Genomic DNA, 19,758 nt, shown 5'->3' on the forward strand with positions numbered 1-19,758 from the left:
ACTACTCGGACAAAACGCAATTGCAGACCCTGGCGAGGCGCAATTCGTTTTGTTAAAAAGATGTAAATAATTTTTTATTGTGCGGTCAGTATAGGAATGAGTTTTTGCGCTACAATCAAAACATGCCTGGATGTGCACTAAGTGCACAACGTTGTTTTACCTGTAGATTTGTCAATAAATATGAAAAATGACGACGGTACCGAATACAAAACCGTACGCGGATTAACGCGCGGATTAATGTTATTAAATATGTTAAACCGGCTCGATGGCGGAGCCAGCGTTGGCCTGCTGGCTGAACTGAGCGGCCTGCACCGCACTACGGTCAGGCGACTGCTGGAAACGTTGCAGGATGAAGGTTACGTCCGACGCAGCCTGTCCGATGACAGCTTTCGTTTAACCATTAAAGTCCGCCAGCTCAGTGAGGGATTTCGTGACGAGCAGTGGATTTCTGCGCTGGCTGCCCCGCTGCTGGGAGATTTGCTGCGCGAGGTGATCTGGCCGACCGACGTTTCCACGCTGGATGTGGACGCCATGGTGGTGCGTGAAACCACCCACCGCTTCAGCCGCTTATCGTTTCACCGGGCGATGGTCGGGCGTCGATTGCCGCTGCTGAAAACCGCCTCCGGCCTGACCTGGCTGGCATTTAGCCCGGAGAATGAACGTCAGGAACTGATTGAAATGCTGGCCTCACGACCCGGAGAAGAATTCCAGTTGGCGCGCGAGCCACTGAAGCTCAATGCCATCCTGACCCGCGCGCGGAAAGACGGCTTTGGCCAGAACTATCGCGGCTGGGATCAGGAGGAAAAAATCGCCTCCATCGCCGTCCCCATTCGCAGTGAACAGCGGGTGATCGGCTGCCTGAACCTGGTGTATATGGCCAGCGCGATGACCATCGAACAGGCTGCGGAAAAACATCTTCCAGCCTTACAAAAGGTGGCAAAACAGATAGAGGACGGCGTCGAGTCACAGGAGATTTTGGTTGCCGGGAGGTGAGGTGGATCACAGTTATGCGCATCATCTGATTGATAGTTGGGATGACTCACTCATCAGCCGATATCACGCGGTGTCATCTTGCTTTAATGATATCTTCATCGCAGAGTGTGCATTCATTTTTTGCCAGGAGGCTGCATGTTAAAGGTCATTGCCGAGGATTTCATCAAACCTGAGTATATTGAAACCGTTCTCCCGTTGTATCGTGAGCTAATATCGGCCACCAGGAAAGAACCGCGCTGCATTGCTTATGACCTCTATATTGATGAAAAAGATCCGGGCCATTTTATTTTCATCGAAGAATGGCCAAACCACGCGGCGCTCGATGAACATTGTGCGAGTGAGCATTTCAGACGACTTGTGCCGTTAATCGATCAATACACGCGCAAAGAAGCACGTTACATATTGATGAATGACATCGTAAATCCAGGGGCTCAAAGTCTCTTGTGAAGAGGCTTTAATCTTTCCTCCTGTATAAGGATACGCTACTCTCTAAAAAATGCGTTCGCTGGTAACATGCTTCGGGACATGCAACTTGATTACGTCATAGAAAGACTTAGGCCAAAATATGATATTTGATTGCAAATCAAAGGATAAAAAGTGAAAAAAACGACTCCAGAATATACGACTGTTGACTTGTCTCGTTGGCCAAGGAGAGAGCATTTTGAGGTATTTCAGTCTTTTGCTCAAAGTACAATTAACCAAACTGTTCTGTTAGACATTACCGCAGTACTAAAACATATAAAAGAGATTGGCTGGAAATTTTACCCTACTATGATTTTCCTCCTTGCTAAAGTTGTCAACAAGCATACTGAATTCCGTATGGCCATAAAGAACAATGAGCTTGTCATATGGAATGAAATTCATCCAAGCTATACCATTTTCCATAATGAAACTGAGACTTTTTCATCATTATGGAGCCGCTACGATGGCAATATTCATCACTTCCAAAACACTTATTCAGAAGACGTTGCACGCTATTGTCATAATCTTTCTTATTGGCCGAAGGGGGAGTCTCCGGAAAATATATTTTTCGTATCGGCTATCCCTTGGGTCAGTTTTACCAGTTTTAATATCAACATTGCGAACATGCAGAACTTTTTTGCCCCCATGTTCACTCTTGGGAAATACTATGAACAAGATGGGAAAGTGGTGTTACCTCTCGCCGTTCAGGTACATCACTCCGTGTGCGATGGATTCCATTTAGCACGACTAATTAATGAACTACAGGAAATGAGTCATGACCTACGGCACCATTCGGAGGAACGCAACGTCTGATGCAGCAGACGTTTCTTTATATGGCGTGAGCAGCAAGAATAGTCGCCATGCCTGCAAACAAGAGGAGTCGACATGAACGGTCTGGGAAGAACATAAATTTGGGTTCGCAATGGCAAGGGTAATACTTAAAACTTTCGCAAAAGTCTGGCCGGATTGCCAGCATACACGCCTTTTATCAGTACGGGTTTTATTACCACACTACCGGCACCAATCACCGCACCACTGCAAATTTCCGTTGTTAAAATTGTGGCGCCACTGCCCACCGATACTGCGTTACCTAATACAATATTAATCCAGCTTTTTGCAGAAGCGTCAGGACTTCCGCTCTTGAAAAGATCGTTAGCAAAGGTCACGCCATGCCCTATAAAGCAGTCCTCGCCTAAGGTAACGTTCTCACAGATGAAAGTATGGGACTGCACTTTAGTTCTATCGCCTATGACGCATCCCTTTTGTATCTCAACAAATGGTCCGACAAACACATCATGGCCCAGGTCGCATTCATAAAGATTCACAGGCATGACTATTGTGACATTCTTACCTTGTTTTACGTCACGAATACCACTTTCAATAATATTCATATCAGCACTGTCCTTACTCAAGATAATACGCTTCAGTATTGAAGACCTGAACTTACAGGAGCTCCTTTGCCATTTATTATCAGATAGTTTAGGCCAGAAATTTCAATTGATGCGTTTCTTTTAGCAATAGTGTTTTTATCTATTTGTTATAATCAACACATCTTATCAGACATGTTGATTATAACAAGCTTACAATTTATAAAATCTGCCATAATGACAGATTTATTTATTTTATAATTAGAGATTTGCAACGTTATGATATACTTTTTGAACATCATCATCATCTTCAAGGGCATCAACAAGTCCTTCAAAGATTTCTAAATCTTCTGGTGAAAGTTCAACTTCTGATTGAGCTATCATTTCTAATTCTGTGGTTGAGAATTCAGTAATCCCAGCGGCTTTGAGGGCTGCAATTCCTTTATGAAGGTCTGTAGACTCAGTATAAATAATGATATTGCCTTCTTCTTCGGTGACATCACGAACATCAACTTCAGCTTCAAGCAAAATTTCAAAAATATGGTCAGGGTCAGTGCCTTTAAATACGATCACACCAGTATTGTCAAACATGTAGCTGACAGAACCTGCCGCCCCGATATTCCCGCCTTTTTTATTGAAGATTGAGCGAATATTAGCAATCGTGCGGTTAACGTTTGAAGTCAGGGTTTCAGCGATAATCATGGAACCACTTGGACCAAAGCCTTCATAACGCCCTTGCATGAACGTTTCGTCGCTGCCACCTTTGGCTTTATCAATAGCTTTATCAATAACGTGCTTTGGAACCTGGGCTTGTTTCGCACGTTCAATAACGAATTTTAAAGCTGTGTTTAATTCCGGGTCTGGTTCACCTTGTTTAGCCGCAGCATAAATTTCCACACCGAATTTGGAATAAACTTTAGACGTTGCACCGTCTTTAGCCGTTTTTTTACCAACAATATTGGCCCATTTACGTCCCACTGGAATAGTCTCCTCGAAAATTTATTTACATAACGGGCAGGTTAATAAGTTGCCTGTTTTCCCCGCCATATTATATCACCATATGTAAATTCTCGTCTATGAAAAATAAAAAAATCCAAACTTTACGGAGTGTTACTTTAATTTCATCAATAATTAACATTATGGATAAGTTACTACATAACTTTCTGCTGATTTTTCTATTTTTATTTTTAACACTGGCGCTGCAGCAATAATAGATAAGACAAGAGAATCAAAAGTAATAATCCCGGCAAAGTACCACTTTCACTTTTTATATAAAACGTTCACATCTGCTTCTGACACAAAGCAGCTTATGTGCCCACATACCTACCCGATCTGACTGAATGCAAAAAAAACCGAAACCCTGCTTTTGAAAAGAGCAGCGTTTCGGCATTCATTCACTCTGAAGGACGTCAGACTTTCAGCAGCTTCACCGTCTCGTCGATGTCGATTTCATCTTCCGAGAAGATCAGCGTCGTGCCCTGGAAGGTAGTGATCGCCAGCTTTTTCAGTGTGCGCATTTCGCCAGGCTTCACGTCTGATTTCGGTCGGATGCTGTTCATCAGCACGCCGACAGACAGTACCGCGTTCTCTTTGTCGATACGGGTTTCAACCGGCACGTCTTCGCTGTACACCAGGTAAGACTTGATTGCCGTGAGCTTCAGGCGCTCGCCTGCGATATAGATGTACTTGCTGTCGGGTATGACTTTCACCGCATAGGCAGACAGGCCTTTGTTGTTGGTGGTGGGTTCAAAAGTCACCGCCGCGTCTTTCTTGATCAGCTCAGGATTAGCAACCTTAATCACATGAAAATAGCGGTTGTCGCCGTTTTCATCTTTGATAAATCCAAAGCCTTTATCTTTAAACCACGTTGTGATTGTTCCGTTCATTGCTGTTTCCGCCTGATTAAACCGAATACTCGTAGAGTATACCTACTCAATTTGCGCGCAGTGTAAAACACAGGCCCCGTCTTTGGCTACTCGTTACCCCAGCGATTGAGGAACTCCGCGATATCATCAATACGCTGTGCGTCGACGCCGGCCACAGTTGCCATCTCCTGCTGCGCGTCTTCGCTGATCTCTTCGTTGTTCATCAAACGGGTGATCAACTGCTGGAAGTAGTGCGCCAGCGCATCGCGTTCGGCATCGCTCACCGGCTTTGCAGCCTCGGTCGCGTACTCATCAGCGATATCATAATATTTTAGCGGAATGTCGTTGTTCATCAGGTGCTCCGGGGTAAATGCCTGTGCCAGCAGTTGCCTGCCGCGTCTGGGGCGAATGATAGCATTGTTATTTCATGGTTCGCGATCTGTTTCCTGGCTGTAATGTGTTGCATATATCAACAATATTGTCTGGAGCCACTTCGCATTTAATTAATCCTCCTGAATTAAAATGACTGTTTCTTTATTCAGTTCGGTATAATAGCTGCAGATTAAATAATGCAGAAAAAAGGAAAGTAGACGTTTATTAATTTAGATAATGAGACAGTGATTAAACGCAATAAATAACGTTCTCTGCAGGCTGGATGCGATTGGCCCAATCCCATCGTTAGTCGCCCATTTGCCCACATTCATCTTCTGGATAACACTCTACGATGACACCACTGACCCAACACGCAGAGCGCACACCATGAACATCACGCAAATCCGTAACGCTACGCAGCACATCACCTTTGGTGGAATGACTTTTCTGGTCGATCCTATGCTGGCCGCGAAAGGCGCATATCCGGGTTTTGCCGGAACAGCACGTGCCGAAATTCGCAACCCAACCGTCGATCTGCCCATCGACATTGATACCCTGCTTAATGTCGATGCGCTGATCGTCACCCATCTGCATGAAGACCACTGGGATGAAGCTGCGGCGCGCATCGTGCCGAAAGACAAACCAATCTATGTGCAAAATGACCATGATGCACACGTACTGCGGGAGCAGGGTTTCACACAACTCACCGTGCTGACGCAAAATACCGTGGTCGGCGCTATCACTCTACGTAAAACCGGCGGCCAGCACGGCTCAGATCGCGCCTATGCCATTCCACAAATGGCAGAGCGCCTGGGTGATGCCTGTGGCGTTATCTTTATGCATCCGGCGGAAAAAACGCTGTATCTGGTCGGGGACACCGTCTGGCGCGACGAGGTGGAAGCCAACATGCATACCTTCCAGCCAGGCGTGGTGGTTCTGAACGCGGGTTTTGCCCACGTCATCGGTTTTGGCCCAATTATCATGGGCGCGGAAGATGTGCTGAAAACCCACTTCACCTTACCCGAAGCACAAATTGTGGCGACCCATATGGAGGCGATTAACCATTGTCTGTTGACCCGCGCGACACTGAAAGAGTACGCCCGCGACAACCAGATTGTGCAATATGTCAACGTGCCGGAAGATGGTGAAACCCTGACATTTTAATTTCTACAAAGGAATAGTATGCAGCCGCTTAACGTCGCCATTGTTGCCGTGGAAGATTTCAGCCCGTTTCACTTCTCGGTGCCGTGCATCATTTTCAGTGACAAAATGGCGGCGAAAAAGCGCTTTGAGGTGCAGATGTGCGGGGAAAAACCGGGCATCATCTCTTCGCAGGATGGTTTCTCCGTTACCGCAACCCACGGCTATGACGCTCTGGAGGCTGCCGACATCGTGGTGATCCCTTACTGGGGCACCACCGCGCATCGTCCGCCACAAAGCCTGCTTGATGCGCTCAACCGCGCGCGACAAAACGGCGCGCAGATTGTCGGGCTGTGTCTGGGCGCGTTTGTCCTCGGCTATGCGGGGTTACTGGATGGTAAACGGGCGGCTACGCACTGGGAGTTCGAGCAGGATTTTCAGGCGCGCTTTCCGGCGGCCCAGTTGGATATCAACGCACTGTACGTGGATGACGACGGCATTATTACCTCAGCAGGTACCGCCGCCGCGCTGGATTGCTGTCTGTATGTCATCCGTCAGCGTTTTGGCAGCACGGTGGCGAATCAGATTGCCCGACGGATGATTGTGCCACCGCATCGTGAGGGCGGTCAGGCGCAGTTTATCGAACAACCTGTAGCGAAAAATACCCAGGATCAACGCATCAACGCCCTGCTCGACTATTTGCGCCAACATCTCCACGAACCGCATAATCTCGACGTTCTGGCGCAGTGGGTGATGATGAGTCGTCGCACTCTCACCCGTCATTTTATGAAGGCCACCGGGTCGAGCGTGGCCGAATGGCTGATTACCGAGCGCCTGCGCCGCAGCCAGATCATGCTGGAGTCCAGTCAGTTACCCGTTGAACGCATCGCCGAACAAGTTGGTTTTCAGTCGCCCGTCACCTGGCGGCAGCATTTTAAATCCCGCTTCGGCGTCAGCCCGGCTGAATGGCGTAAAACTTTTCGCGGCGATTAACCTCTTTTTTGCGCCAGCCAGATGGTGTGCCCGGTACAGTGCGGATCTTCCATCACCCTCTCAATCACCGTAAAGTCGTGCGCCGACAGCAATGCGTGGTACTCATCAGGCGCGAGGCTGGCATGAAACAGCGGCTCGCCCTCAAATTGTCCCATAGCGATGCCGTTGTCCGTGCCGCTGGTAAACATCAGCGCGCTGCCGGGATGACTGAGCCGGTCAAAAATGGGGAACATCTTTTGCTGGTCCAACTGGGTTAAATGGAAAAAACTGTCCCAGGCGATCAGACCGTCGAATGTCTCGTTAAGGGCCAGCTCGCGCATATCCTGCTCCAGCCAGCGCTGTGCGGGAAAAGAGTGCCGCGCCCGCGCCAGCATTTCCGGGGAACCATCAACCCCCGTCAGTTGAAAACCTTGCTGGATAAAATAACCCGCAATCGGCTGACCGTTTCCGCAGCCAATATCCACAATATGGCCCTGCCCGCCCATCACCGCGATGAACTTATCCAGCCAGTTTTTTTCAAACAGCGCGCGCGAACGCTGGCGGGAAAAAGCCTCAGCATGGCGTCGGTAGATGGACAGAATATTATTTGCCGCAGAGTCGCTCACGATGTCCTCACTTTTTATTCCGTTAAGCTTAACGACGATAAATCCTCCAGCACACGATCCGCAACCCTGGAATGCGCCTCGCAGAACCTATGCGTAAATCCCCCAAAACCGTCCCGCTGTGGCATCATAGCGCGCAGATAACGTCATGACAGGGGTGATAAACGTGAAACCGGTAACGCTATACGATGTCGCAGACCATGCAGGCGTCTCTTACCAGACCGTCTCACGCGTCGTAAATCAGGCCAGCCACGTTTCCACAAAAACCCGACAAAAAGTTGAGGCCGCGATGGCGGAGCTCAATTACATTCCTAACCGCGTCGCGCAGCAACTGGCAGGCAAACAGACGCCGCTGATTGGCGTCGTGACGGCAAACCTTGCCCTGCACGCCCCCTCGCAAATCGTTGCCGCCATAAAATCCCGCGCCGACCAGTCAGGCGCCAGCGTGGTGATCGCCATGGTTGAGCGCAGTGGCGTTGAGGCGTGTAAAGCCGCGGTACACAACCTGCTTTCTCAACGCGTAACCGGGCTTATCATCAACTATCCGCTGGATGAAGAAGATGCCATTGCCGTGGCCGCCGCCTGCGGTACGGTGCCGGTAATTTTTCTCGATGTCTCTGACCAGGCGCCAATTAATAGCGTCGTTTTCTCCCATGATGACGGCGCACGCCTCGGCGTTGAACATCTTGTACAGCATGGACATCAGCGGATCGCCCTGCTGAGCGGGCCGCACACTTCGGTTTCGGCAAGGCTTCGCCATGCGGGGTGGCATAAATATCTGGCTCACTACCAGCTACGTCCCATTGCAGAACGTGAAGGTGACTGGAGCGCCATGTCCGGCTTTCATCAAACCATGCACATGCTTAACGACGGAATCATTCCAAGCGCTATGCTGGTCGCCAACGATCAAATGGCGCTGGGCGCAATGCGGGCAATCAGCGAGTCTGGGCTGCGAGTTGCAGCGGACATCTCCGTGATCGGCTACGACGACACCGAAGACAGCGCCTGCTACATCCCGCCGCTGACCACCATCAGGCAGGATTTCCCCGCTCTCGGACAGACCAGCGTTGACTGGCTGTTGCAGCTTACGCAGGGTATGTCCGCCCCCGGCAATCTGCTGCTGCCGGTCACGCTGGTCGAACGGAAAACCGTACTGCCGCCTGCCACACAAACCGTCACGCCTCAGGTGCTGGCGGAGTCGTTGATGCAACTGGCACGTCAGGTATCTCTGCTGCCATCCGGTAAACGCTAATTACTGTGAGTCAGTTCACCCATTAAACCCGCCCGGCTTTACAGCGTCTCACCGCACGCCTTATGTTTATTAAATTGTGAGCGAATAACAAACATGAGATACCGCTATGACTCTGAGCTCGGACTCACTCGCCGCCGTACTGACGCTCCGTGACTGGGAAAACCCCGGCGTCACACAGATAAACCGTCTGGAGGCACATCCGCCGTTTTGTAGCTGGCGCTGCGTGGATGATGCCCGTAACAACCGACCCTCACCCCAACGAATTTCGTTAAACGGCGAGTGGCAGTTCGCCTGGTTTGTCGCACCAGAGGCAGTGCCAGAAAGCTGGCTTGAGCATGATTTACCGCAGGCCGTTGCCCTCTGCGTGCCGTCTAACTGGCAGATGAGCGGTTATGATGCGCCAATCTACTCCAATATCACCTATCCGTTCCCGGTCAATCCGCCCTCTGTTCCGACGCAGAACCCCACAGGATGTTACTCGCTCACATTTAGTGTCGAAGATGCATGGTTAGATGAGGGTCAGACGCGCATTATTTTTGACGGCGTGAACTCCGCGTTTCATCTGTGGTGCAACGGTCGTTGGGTCGGCTACGGTCAGGACAGCCGCCTGCCGTCTGAATTCGATCTTAGCGATTATCTGCTGCACGGCGTAAACCGCCTGGCCGTCATGGTGCTGCGCTGGAGCGATGGCAGCTATCTGGAAGATCAGGATATGTGGCGCATGAGCGGCATCTTTCGCGACGTTTCTTTGCTGCATAAACCCACAACGCAAATTCGCGACCTGCGCATTAATACCCGTTTTAACAGCGACTTCAGCCACGCCACGCTGGCAGTGGAAGTCAGAGTGGGGGGCAACGCGAGCGAAGATTTACGCGTAGCCCTGCAATTGTGGGAGGGAGAAACGCTCACAGCCGAAACGACTTCCCCACTCGGCAGCGAGATTGTTGATGAACGCGGCGCTTATCACGAACGCACTACGCTGCGCCTCAACGTTGAACACCCGGCGTTGTGGAGTGCCGAAACGCCTAATCTGTACCGCGCCGTTGTGCAGCTACATACCGCTGACGGTACGCTGATTGAAGCCGAGGCCTGTGACGTCGGCTTTCGTCAGGTTTGCATTGAAAACGGACTGCTGTTACTCAATGGTAAGCCGCTGTTGATTCGCGGTACCAACCGCCATGAGCACCATCCGCTCAACGGTCAGGTGATGGATGAGGCGACGATGGTGCAAGACATCATCCTGATGAAGCAGAATAACTTCAACGCCGTACGTTGTTCGCATTACCCAAACCACCCGCGATGGTACACCCTGTGCGATCGTTACGGCCTGTATGTGGTGGATGAGGCCAATATCGAAACCCACGGTATGGTGCCCATGAATCGCCTGAGCGATGACCCAACATGGCTTCCCGCCATGAGCCAGCGCGTCACGCGCATGGTACAGCGTGACCGCAATCACCCAAGTATCATCATCTGGTCGTTGGGCAATGAATCCGGTCACGGCGCGAACCACGACGCGCTGTATCGTTGGCTGAAATCGGAAGATCCCTCTCGCCCGGTGCAGTACGAAGGCGGCGGTGCGGATACCGTAGCCACCGACATTATTTGCCCGATGTACGCCCGCGTCGATCAGGATCAGCCCTTCCCCGCCGTCCCCAAATGGTCGATTAAAAAGTGGCTGTCGATGCCCGGCGAGCAGCGCCCGTTGATCCTCTGCGAATATGCTCACGCGATGGGTAACAGCCTCGGCGGCTATGCCAAATACTGGCAGGCATTCCGCCAGTATCCGCGTCTGCAAGGAGGATTCGTCTGGGACTGGGTCGATCAGTCGCTCATTAAATATGACGACAACGGTAATCCGTGGTCCGCCTACGGCGGGGATTTTGGCGACACGCCTAACGATCGTCAGTTTTGCATGAACGGACTGGTGTTCGCCGATCGTACCCCACACCCGGCGTTATACGAGGCCAAACATGAACAGCAGTTTTTCCAGTTCACGTTACTGCCGGGCGCTGAACGCCAGATTGAAGTGACCAGCGAATATCTGTTCCGCCGCAGCGATAACGAAGTTCTGCACTGGTCTATTGCCCAGGACGGCAACCCGCTGGCCGCCGGAGAAATCGTTCTGGATATCGCTCCACAGGGTCGCCAGGTGATTACCCTGCCAGATGTCCCGATGCCAGAAACCGCAGGTCAGCTGTGGCTGACGGTTCGCGTGGAACAACCCCAGGCTACTGCGTGGTCAGACGCCGGGCATATCAGTGCCTGGCAGCAGTGGAAGCTGGAAGAGAAACTCAGTCTGGCGCTTAAACCTCGCGCCAGCACAGCGCCACAGCTGACGACCCGCGATGACACGTTTACGGTAATCGTCAGTGATAAACGCTGGGAATTCTGCCGCCGTACAGGCTTACTGACGCAATACTGGCTGGCCGAAAAAGCACAGCTGTTAGCACCGTTAATCGATCAATTTACCCGCGCGCCGCTGGATAACGACATCGGCATCAGCGAAGTAACCCGCATCGATCCTAATGCCTGGGTCGAACGCTGGAAGGCCGCAGGCCATTACCATGCTGAGCCATGGCTATTGCAATGCGAGGCCGAAGCGCTGTCAGACAGCATCCTTATCACCACCGCGCATGCCTGGCAGTATCAGGGCGAAACACTGTTTGTCAGCCGTAAGTCGTACCATCTCGACGGCCACGGCGAGATGCAGATTACAGTGGATATCGATGTGGCCAGTGGAACGCCGCACCCGGCGCGTATCGGTCTGAGCTGCCAGTTGGCACAGGTGGCTGAACGGGTGAACTGGTTAGGCCTTGGGCCGCATGAGAACTACCCGGATCGCCTGAGCGCTGCCTGTTTTGATCGTTGGGATCTGACGCTGGATGAGATGTATACGCCGTACGTCTTCCCGAGTGAAAACGGCCTGCGCTGCGGGACACGCGAATTACGCTACGGGGAGCATCTGTGGCGTGGTGACTTCCAGTTCAACATCAGCCGTTACAGCCAGAAGCAACTGATGGAAACCAGCCATCGCCATCTGCTGCAGCCTGAAGCCGGAACATGGCTCAACATTGACGGTTTCCATATGGGCGTCGGCGGGGATGATTCGTGGAGCCCTTCAGTGTCGCCGGAATTTCAGTTGAGCGCAGGGCGCTATCATTATCAGTTGAGTTGGCGCTAACCACGTTGCTTTTGCCGGATAGCGCCGCTTCGCGGCTTATCCAGCCTACGGTGCGCGGTTTCGTAGGCCGGATAAGGCGAAGCCGCCATCCGGCAACGCCCTACTCCTCGATCGCCTGGCGGATTTGCTGTAACGATGTCGGATCGTCAATGGTGGTCAGATCGCCAGGATCGCGGCCTTCGCAGATCGCCTGGATCGTACGCCTGAGCATTTTTCCGGAGCGTGTTTTCGGCAGTTGTGACACAAACCAGACATGTGCCGGACGGCCAAAGTTACCAATCTGGCTGTCCACCAGCGCCATAATCGCCTTCTCTTCAGAATGCGCAATGTCGCGGTCTTCCAGACTGTCACTCTGCTTTGGAATGACAAACGCGACGGCCACCTGCCCTTTTAGCGCATCTTTCACCCCCACTACCGCTACCTCAGCAACGTTCGGATAGCTGGAGATACTCTCTTCTATCTCGCGCGTGCCCAGCCGGTGTCCGGCGACATTGATCACGTCATCTGTACGCCCCAGAATGAAGTAGTAACCGTCGTCGTCACGAATGCCCCAGTCAAAAGTGGCGTACACCTGACGGGAGAACAGCGACCAGTAGGTATTCACAAAGCGTTCGTCATCGCCCCAGATGGTCTGAATACAGCCCGGCGGCAGCGGCCCTTCAATCACCAGCATGCCCTTCTCATTTGCCGCACAAGGTGCGCCAGTCACTTCATTGAGGAGTTGCACGTTGTAGCCGTACATCGGCACGCCAGGACTGCCCAGGCGCGACGGTCGGTCGTCCAGCCCGCGGGCAATCGCCATAATCGGCCAGCCAGATTCGGTCTGCCAGTAGTTGTCGATAACCGGAACACCCAGCGTTTGGGTTACCCAACTGGCGGTCGGTTCATCCAGCGGCTCGCCGGCCAGATACAGCACCTCCAGCGAGGAGAGATCGTGATTGCGGATTTGCGCGGTCGGAAATTTCTTCAGCACGCGGATGGCGGTCGGGGCCGAGAACATCCGGCTGACCTGATACTTCTCAACAATTTTCCACCATACGCCGCAGTCCGGATACGTTGGCAACCCTTCGTACACCACCGTCGCCATCCCCGCCAGCAGCGGGGCATACACGATATAGGAATGTCCCACCACCCAGCCAATATCCGACGCGCAGAAGAACACGCCGCCCGCTTTACCACCAAAAATGGTGTCCATTGAGGTTGCCAGCGCTACCGCATAGCCGCCCACATCACGCTGCACGCCTTTCGGTTTACCGGTTGTTCCGGAGGTATAGAGAATGCAGGAGGTTTCATTCGATTCCAGCCAGACCACCGGCACCCGCGCGCCGAGATGCTGTTGGCGCAGGGCGGCAAAGTCGAGGTCACGCCCCTCGACCCGCGCCATTTTCGCCAGACCACGATCGACCAGCACCACATGACGCGGCTGGTGCTGCGCCTGCTCGATCGCATCATCGAGCAGCTTTTTATACGCCACGATCTTGCCCCCGCGCGCCCCGGCATCCGCCGAGACGATAACCACCGGTCTGGCGTCGTCGATGCGCGCCGCCACGCTGTGCGATGCGAAGCCGCCGAACACCACCGAATGGATCGCCCCAATGCGCGCGCAGGCCAGCAGCGTAATGTGCGCCTCGGCGATCATCGGCATATACACCAGCACCCGATCGCCGCGCTGTACGCCCAGCGACAACAGCATTGCCGCCGCGACGTTTACCTCGTCATACAACTGACGAAAGGTAAACGTGCGTTCTTCTTCGGTTTCGGATGACACCGCAATCAGCGCCAGCGCCTCGGGCTGTTTCTCCAGCCAACGGTCGATGGCGTTATGGCACAGATTAGTCGTCCCGCCACAAAACCAACGAGCAAACGGCGGATGACGATGATCCAGTACCTGAGCAAACGACTGCTGCCAGTCAATACGCTGGGCCTGCTCGGCCCAGAACGACTCCGGTTGCGTAATCGAACGCTGATAAAAATCGCTATAAGACATAATGCTCTCCTGTTGAACTTACGCCTTGCTGCACGCTGGTTTAAATAATGAAGAGATCCATATACTCATTGACCGGCATCTGCTCCAGGCGAGTTCTGTCCAGGGAGATATCCAGGATGCGCTGCTGCTGACGGGTCGGGAACTGACGCGCCAGGTTGATTTTGAATTTTTCGACCAGTTTCGGCATGCCGTCAGTACGACGACGCGCGTGGCCGATAGGATATTCCACCACCACTTCTTCAAAGCGTGAACCGTCGGTGAACTCCAGGGTGATGGCGTTGGCGATGGCGCGTTTTTCCGGATCGTGGTAATCGGCGGTAAAGGCCGGATCTTCGAAGCAGTTGATCTTCTCGCGCAGGGCATCGATGCGCTTGTCCTGCGCCACGCCGTCTTCGTAATCAGCCGCAGTTAAGCGTCCGAACAGCAGTGGGATAGCCACCATGTACTGAATGCAGTGATCCCTGTCCGCTGGGTTATTCAGCGGGCCTTTTTTATCGATGATGCGGATACAGGCTTCGTGCGTACGAATGGTGACTTTTTCGATATCCGCCGCCGTTTTACCCGCCGCCTGCAGTTGTTCATACAGCGTCATCGCCGCTTCAACCGCTGTTTGTGAGTGGAACTCTGCCGGGAAGGAGATTTTAAACAGCACGTTTTCCATCACGTATGAGCCGTACGGGCGCTGGAAGCGGAACGATTCGCCTTTGAAGGAGACGTCGTAAAAGCCCCAGGTTTTCGCCGTCAACGCGGATGGATACCCCATCTCACCGGTTTTCGCCATCAATGCCAGACGTACCGCGCGCGAGGTCGCATCGCCTGCTGCCCAGGATTTACGCGTGCCGGTATTCGGGGCATGGCGATAGGTGCGCAGCGACTGTCCGTCGACCCACGCCAGCGACACCGCATTGAGGATCTCATCGCGGGTCAATCCGAGCATTTCGGCAACAACGGCGGTCGAGGCGACTTTCACCAGCAGGACGTGATCGAGTCCAACGCGGTTAAAGGAGTTTTCCAGCGCGATACAGCCCTGAATTTCGTGGGCTTTAATCATGCCGGTCAGCACTTTTTTCATGGTTAACGGTGCTTTTCCCGCCGCCACCGCATTGCGTGACAACCAGTCAGCTGTCGCCAGAATACCGCCGAGGTTATCGGAAGGATGACCCCACTCAGCGGCAAGCCAGGTATCGTTAAAGTCCAGCCAGCGGATCATCGCACCGATGTTAAACGCCGCCTGCACCGGGTCAAGCTGGAACTGGGTGCCAGGTACGCGCACGCCGTTCGGTACCACTGTACCTGGGACGACCGGCCCCAGCAGTTTTTTACAGGCCGGATATTCCAGCGCTTCCAGGCCGCAGCCTAAGGTATCAAGCAGGCAATAATGCGCGGTGTCATACGCCACCTTCGAGGTGATCTCGTAGTTCATGACGTAATCAACAATATCAACGATTTCACGGTCAAATTCCGGGCGGACGTTCGAAATATGTGCGGACATAGGGTACATTTCCTGTTTTTTATCTTTAGAGGTTTTTGAATTAGCAACGTTTTTCAATCGGGACAAATTCGCGATCTTCCGGGCCGGTATAGTTGGCGGAAGGACGGATAATTTTGTTGTCCTGACGCTGTTCGATGATATGCGCCGCCCAGCCGGTAACGCGGGCGATGACAAACAGCGGGGTGAACATTTCGGTCGGAACGCCCATCATGTTGTAAGAGACCGCCGAGAACCAGTCGAGGTTGGGGAACATCTTTTTCGTTTCCCACATTACGTCTTCCAGACGGTCGGCGATGTTGTACATTTTCAGCGAACCACCTTCCTGAGAAAGCTGTTTCGCCACGCGCTTGATCACCTGATGGCGCGGGTCGGCGATGGTGTAAACCGGATGACCAAAACCAATCACCACTTCTTTGTTTTCCACGCGTTTACGAATATCCGCTTCGGCTTCGTCCGGCGTTTCGTAGCGCTGTTGGATCTCCAGCGACACTTCATTCGCCCCGCCGTGTTTCGGTCCACGCAGTGCGCCAATCGCGCCGATAATCGCGGAATACATATCGGAGCCGGTCCCGGCAATCACGCGGCTGGTAAAGGTGGAGGCGTTAAATTCGTGTTCGGCGTACAACACCAGCGAAATATGCATCGCTTTTTCCCAGCTTCGCGACGGCTTGTCGCCATGCAGCAGATGCAGGAAGTGACCGCCAATGGAATCATCGTCAGTTTCCGGCTGAATACGCTCGCCGTTATGGCTGTAGTGATACCAGTACAGAAGGATCGAACTGAGCGACGCCAGTAGCTTGTCGGCAATATCGCGCGCACCAGAGACGGTATGACCTTCTTTTTCCGGCAGCGTACAGCCCAGCGCGGAGACGCCGGTGCGCATCACGTCCATCGGATGCGAGGCGGCAGGCAGCGCTTCCAGCACAGTGCGCACGTTAGCGGGCAGTCCGCGCAGCGCTTTGAGTTTGCTTTTATAGGCGGTGAGTTCATCGCGGGTAGGTAATTTCCCGTGGATCAGCAGATGCGCGACTTCTTCAAATTCGCACTGCTGCGCCAGGTCGAGAATATCGTAGCCACGATAGTGTAAATCGTTACCGCTTTTACCGACGGTACACAGCGCGGTATTTCCGGCGGCAACGCCGGACAGCGCAACCGATTTTTTAGGTTTAATGACATGGGTACTATTTTGCAGGATCGTTGTGTCGCTCATGTTGTCCTCGTCATTATTGTAATGTGTAGGGTGCTGAGGGTGTGCGAGTAGGCCTGATAAGGCGCAGCCGCCATCAGGCAATGCTGGATGGCACTACGTTTATCCGGCCTACTTTTTGGTGTACAGCGCGTCGAGTTTCTCTTCGAACTGGTAGTAATTGATGCTTTCGTACAGTTCGTTGCGCGTCTGCATAATGTCGATCACACTCTTTTGCGTGCCTTCCTGGCGCAGCACGTTGTAAACTTTTTCCGCAGCACGGTTCATGGCGCGAAAGGCCGACAACGGATACAGCGCCATCGCGACGTTCGCACTGCGCAATTCATCGGTGGTGAACAGCGGCGTAGCGCCAAATTCGGTAATGTTGGCGAGGATCGGCACCTGCACCGCGTCGGCAAACTGGCGGTACATCGCAAGCTCGGTGATGGCTTCCGGAAACAGCATGTCCGCGCCTGCTTCGACATACGCCTGGGCGCGATCGATGGCAGCCTCTAACCCTTCCACCGCCAACGCGTCGGTTCGCGCCATGATGACGAAATTAGGATCGGGACGTGCATCCACCGCGGCGCGGATCCTGTCGACCATCTCTTCTTTAGAGACGATCGCTTTGTTCGGACGATGACCGCAGCGCTTGGCGCCGATCTGATCTTCAATATGCAGCGCGGCAGCCCCAGCTTTGGAAATCGACTTCACGGTACGCGCCACGTTGAACGCTGACGATCCAAACCCGATATCTGCATCCACCAGCAGCGGCAGCGGGCAAACATCAGTAATGCGACGAATATCGGTCAGCACATCATCAAGGGTAGAAATACCAAGATCCGGCAGACCCAGAGACCCCGCAGCGACGCCGCCGCCGGAGAGGTAAATCGCCTGATACCCGGCGCGTTGGGCCAGCAGAGCGTGATTGGCGTTGATGGCGCCAACGATTTGTAATGGATTTTCTTTGCTGAGCGCGGCGCGAAACGCCAGCCCTGGGGAGTGTAGAGACATATCCCGTCCTCTTGTTATCAACTTGTTATCATTAGTTGATTTACTTAAAGCAAGGGGTATGCCAAAGACCTTAATTTTTAATCATTTTATACATTCACCTTCAAAAACAATACATTAAAATCAATTGCTGTATCTTTATTGTACAAAAGCGTGTCAGCTATCGTTTCATGAAACTGGCCTTAACGTTTCATTGCAACATTTATGAAACACAACTAAACCCTAATACTCGGTTCCTTACTTTTTGGGTTGGTTATGGCTGATACGCATCTTCCGCCGCGGGTGAACGACGACAAACCGGTTATCTGGACGGTTTCGGTCACCCGCCTGTTCGAACTGTTTCGCGACATCAGCCTGGAGTTCGACCATCTGGCGACCATCACCCCTATTCAGTTGGGTTTTGAAAAAGCGGTCACCTATATCCGCAAGAAACTGGCTACCGAGCGTTGCGATGCGATCATTGCGGCGGGTTCTAACGGGGCGTATCTGAAAAGCCGTTTATCGATCCCGGTGATCCTGATTAAACCCAGCGGATTTGACGTGCTCCAGGCGCTGGCAAAAGCAGGAAAGCTCACCTCGTCGATTGGCGTCATTACCTACCAGGAAACTATCCCTGCGCTTCTCGCCTTTCAAAAGACCTTCAATTTGCAGCTTGAACAGCGCAGCTATATCACTGAAGAAGATGCTCGTGGGCAAATCAACGAACTGAAGGCCAGCGGTACACAAGCGGTAGTCGGCGCGGGGCTGATTACCGACCTGGCAGAAGAAGCGGGTATGACCGGCATCTTTATCTATTCAGCGGCTACCGTGCGCCAGGCCTTTGTCGATGCGCTGGATATGACGCGCCTGACGCTGCGGCGAAACGGTCAATACGCTTCTGGCGATACGCTGCGCACCCGCTATGCACTGGGAGATATGCGCGGTCACTCTGCTCAGATGGAACAGGTGCGGCACACCATAATGCTCTACGCCCGTTCGCGTGCGCCGGTGCTGATTCAGGGCGAAACGGGTACGGGGAAAGAGCTGGCGGCACAGGCCATTCATCGTGAATATTTCACCCGTCAGGAGAATCGACGCGGTAAACCCTCACCGCCGTTTGTTGCCGTCAACTGCGGGGCGATCACCGAATCCTTACTGGAAGCGGAGTTGTTCGGCTATGAGGATGGTGCTTTTACCGGCTCACGGCGGGGTGGACGCGCGGGTCTGTTTGAAATCGCCCACGGCGGGACACTGTTTCTTGATGAGATAGGTGAAATGCCGTTGCCGCTACAAACCCGGTTGCTGCGCGTACTGGAAGAAAAAGAGGTCACCCGGGTAGGCGGACATCAACCCATTCCGGTAGAGGTACGGGTGATTAGCGCCACGCACTGCAACCTGGAGCAAGAGATGAAACAAGGCGAGTTTCGTCGCGATCTGTTTTATCGCCTGAGCATTCTGCGCCTCAAACTCCCCCCGCTACGCGAACGGCTACCCGATATTTTACCGCTGGCGGAAGGCTTTTTAAAACAGTCACTGGCGGAATTGGATGTGCCATTTTCTGAGCCTGTGCGTAAAGGACTAGGGCTCAGCCAACATATGCTGCTGAATTACAACTGGCCGGGGAATATTCGTGAGCTGCGCAATATGATGGAGCGTCTGGCATTATTTTTAAGCGTCGAGCCACAACCAGAACTTAACGTCCATTTCTTGCAGCAATTATTGCCAGAGCTGGCGATTGTCGCCGAAATACCCCAGATATCATTATCACTGACGCCACAACAGGTACTGGCACAATTCAACGGTGATAAAACAGCGGCGGCACGATATCTCGGTATCAGCCGAACCACGTTTTGGCGCAGGTTAAAAGAATAAC

17 protein-coding genes are annotated in these 19,758 nt (G+C 52.8%); 8 read left to right on the forward strand and 9 right to left on the reverse strand.

Features of this window, described 5'->3' with window-relative positions:
* Positions 1-180 precede the first annotated feature (180 nt).
* The 3 genes from IB196_RS17580 to catA all read left to right on the forward strand — a co-directional run bounded on the left by IB196_RS17580 (position 181) and on the right by catA (position 2,268).
* On the forward strand, positions 181-993 hold the full coding sequence (locus IB196_RS17580; protein ID WP_040232802.1) for a DNA-binding transcriptional regulator: 813 nt from the start codon (positions 181-183) through the stop codon (positions 991-993).
* A gap of 135 nt (positions 994-1,128) precedes the next feature.
* Positions 1,129-1,440, forward strand: coding sequence for a putative quinol monooxygenase (locus IB196_RS17585; RefSeq protein ID WP_188232288.1), 312 nt, complete (start codon positions 1,129-1,131; stop codon positions 1,438-1,440).
* A gap of 150 nt (positions 1,441-1,590) precedes the next feature.
* Positions 1,591-2,268 carry a type A chloramphenicol O-acetyltransferase gene (gene catA, locus IB196_RS17590; RefSeq protein ID WP_040232806.1) on the forward strand — a complete coding sequence of 226 codons (678 nt, stop codon included), beginning with the start codon at positions 1,591-1,593 and terminating at the stop codon, positions 2,266-2,268.
* Positions 2,269-2,393: 125 nt separating this feature from the next.
* On the opposite strand, the gene IB196_RS17595 is transcribed toward catA, so the two are convergent.
* From IB196_RS17595 to IB196_RS17610, 4 genes are all read right to left on the reverse strand, one after another.
* Positions 2,394-2,846: an acyltransferase gene (locus tag IB196_RS17595; RefSeq protein ID WP_149691317.1), complete on the reverse strand. Its 453-nt coding sequence runs from the start codon at positions 2,844-2,846 to the stop codon at positions 2,394-2,396.
* Positions 2,847-3,083: 237 nt separating this feature from the next.
* A complete protein-coding gene (locus tag IB196_RS17600) occupies positions 3,084-3,800 on the reverse strand; it encodes a YebC/PmpR family DNA-binding transcriptional regulator (protein WP_005127956.1) in 717 nt (238 codons plus the stop codon).
* Between the two features lie 431 nt (positions 3,801-4,231).
* Positions 4,232-4,708 (reverse strand): cold shock domain-containing protein, encoded by a 477-nt coding sequence (locus IB196_RS17605; protein ID WP_005127955.1) that lies wholly within the window; start codon positions 4,706-4,708, stop codon positions 4,232-4,234.
* An 86-nt stretch (positions 4,709-4,794) separates the two neighbouring features.
* Positions 4,795-5,040 (reverse strand): YmjA family protein, encoded by a 246-nt coding sequence (locus IB196_RS17610; RefSeq protein ID WP_005127954.1) that lies wholly within the window; start codon positions 5,038-5,040, stop codon positions 4,795-4,797.
* A gap of 406 nt (positions 5,041-5,446) precedes the next feature.
* Between IB196_RS17610 and IB196_RS17615 the strand changes: the two genes are divergently transcribed.
* Positions 5,447-6,223, forward strand: a complete 777-nt coding sequence (locus IB196_RS17615) for an MBL fold metallo-hydrolase (protein WP_005127953.1) — start codon at positions 5,447-5,449, stop codon at positions 6,221-6,223.
* Positions 6,224-6,241: 18 nt separating this feature from the next.
* Positions 6,242-7,192 (forward strand): helix-turn-helix domain-containing protein, encoded by a 951-nt coding sequence (locus IB196_RS17620; RefSeq protein ID WP_188232287.1) that lies wholly within the window; start codon positions 6,242-6,244, stop codon positions 7,190-7,192.
* Here IB196_RS17620 and IB196_RS17625 read toward each other — a convergent pair.
* A complete protein-coding gene (locus IB196_RS17625; RefSeq protein ID WP_188232286.1) occupies positions 7,189-7,797 on the reverse strand; it encodes a class I SAM-dependent methyltransferase in 609 nt (202 codons plus the stop codon). The genes IB196_RS17620 and IB196_RS17625 overlap by 4 nt on opposite strands.
* A 154-nt stretch (positions 7,798-7,951) precedes the next feature.
* On the opposite strand from IB196_RS17625, the gene IB196_RS17630 reads away from it, so the two are divergent.
* Positions 7,952-9,046 (forward strand): LacI family DNA-binding transcriptional regulator, encoded by a 1,095-nt coding sequence (locus IB196_RS17630; RefSeq protein WP_188232306.1) that lies wholly within the window; start codon positions 7,952-7,954, stop codon positions 9,044-9,046.
* 106 nt (positions 9,047-9,152) lie between these two features.
* Positions 9,153-12,230, forward strand: coding sequence for a beta-galactosidase (locus IB196_RS17635; RefSeq protein ID WP_188232285.1), 3,078 nt, complete (start codon positions 9,153-9,155; stop codon positions 12,228-12,230).
* Positions 12,231-12,330: 100 nt separating this feature from the next.
* On the opposite strand, the gene prpE is transcribed toward IB196_RS17635, so the two are convergent.
* The 4 genes from prpE to prpB all read right to left on the reverse strand — a co-directional run bounded on the left by prpE (position 12,331) and on the right by prpB (position 17,909).
* Positions 12,331-14,217, reverse strand: a complete 1,887-nt coding sequence (prpE, locus tag IB196_RS17640) for a propionate--CoA ligase (protein WP_188232284.1) — start codon at positions 14,215-14,217, stop codon at positions 12,331-12,333.
* A gap of 40 nt (positions 14,218-14,257) precedes the next feature.
* Positions 14,258-15,709, reverse strand: a complete 1,452-nt coding sequence (locus IB196_RS17645) for a bifunctional 2-methylcitrate dehydratase/aconitate hydratase (RefSeq protein ID WP_005127934.1) — start codon at positions 15,707-15,709, stop codon at positions 14,258-14,260.
* Positions 15,710-15,749: 40 nt separating this feature from the next.
* A complete protein-coding gene (prpC, locus tag IB196_RS17650; RefSeq protein WP_005127933.1) occupies positions 15,750-16,919 on the reverse strand; it encodes a 2-methylcitrate synthase in 1,170 nt (389 codons plus the stop codon).
* Positions 16,920-17,027: 108 nt separating this feature from the next.
* Positions 17,028-17,909 (reverse strand): methylisocitrate lyase, encoded by an 882-nt coding sequence (prpB, locus tag IB196_RS17655; RefSeq protein WP_005127932.1) that lies wholly within the window; start codon positions 17,907-17,909, stop codon positions 17,028-17,030.
* A 252-nt stretch (positions 17,910-18,161) separates the two neighbouring features.
* Between prpB and prpR the strand changes: the two genes are divergently transcribed.
* Positions 18,162-19,757, forward strand: a complete 1,596-nt coding sequence (prpR, locus tag IB196_RS17660; protein WP_188232283.1) for a propionate catabolism operon regulatory protein PrpR — start codon at positions 18,162-18,164, stop codon at positions 19,755-19,757.
* The last annotated feature ends 1 nt before the right edge of the window (position 19,758 follow it).

Origin of the sequence: Citrobacter sp. C6_1 (genome assembly GCF_014596835.2) — a bacterium.
Lineage (GTDB): Bacteria > Pseudomonadota > Gammaproteobacteria > Enterobacterales > Enterobacteriaceae > Citrobacter > Citrobacter pasteurii.

Excerpts from the sequence above, each read along its gene's own strand:
- IB196_RS17595 (WP_149691317.1), bottom strand. The coding sequence starts at position 2,846 with ATGAATATTATTGAAAGTGGTATTCGTGACGTAAAACAAGGTAAGAAT.
- IB196_RS17645 (WP_005127934.1), bottom strand. The coding sequence starts at position 15,709 with ATGTCCGCACATATTTCGAACGTCCGCCCGGAATTTGACCGTGAAATC.
- IB196_RS17585 (WP_188232288.1), top strand. The coding sequence starts at position 1,129 with ATGTTAAAGGTCATTGCCGAGGATTTCATCAAACCTGAGTATATTGAA.
- prpB (WP_005127932.1), bottom strand. The coding sequence starts at position 17,909 with ATGTCTCTACACTCCCCAGGGCTGGCGTTTCGCGCCGCGCTCAGCAAA.
- IB196_RS17635 (WP_188232285.1), top strand. The coding sequence starts at position 9,153 with ATGACTCTGAGCTCGGACTCACTCGCCGCCGTACTGACGCTCCGTGAC.
- IB196_RS17605 (WP_005127955.1), bottom strand. The coding sequence starts at position 4,708 with ATGAACGGAACAATCACAACGTGGTTTAAAGATAAAGGCTTTGGATTT.
- IB196_RS17615 (WP_005127953.1), top strand. The coding sequence starts at position 5,447 with ATGAACATCACGCAAATCCGTAACGCTACGCAGCACATCACCTTTGGT.
- prpC (WP_005127933.1), bottom strand. The coding sequence starts at position 16,919 with ATGAGCGACACAACGATCCTGCAAAATAGTACCCATGTCATTAAACCT.
- prpR (WP_188232283.1), top strand. The coding sequence starts at position 18,162 with ATGGCTGATACGCATCTTCCGCCGCGGGTGAACGACGACAAACCGGTT.
- IB196_RS17620 (WP_188232287.1), top strand. The coding sequence starts at position 6,242 with ATGCAGCCGCTTAACGTCGCCATTGTTGCCGTGGAAGATTTCAGCCCG.
- prpE (WP_188232284.1), bottom strand. The coding sequence starts at position 14,217 with ATGTCTTATAGCGATTTTTATCAGCGTTCGATTACGCAACCGGAGTCG.
- IB196_RS17610 (WP_005127954.1), bottom strand. The coding sequence starts at position 5,040 with ATGAACAACGACATTCCGCTAAAATATTATGATATCGCTGATGAGTAC.
- IB196_RS17580 (WP_040232802.1), top strand. The coding sequence starts at position 181 with ATGAAAAATGACGACGGTACCGAATACAAAACCGTACGCGGATTAACG.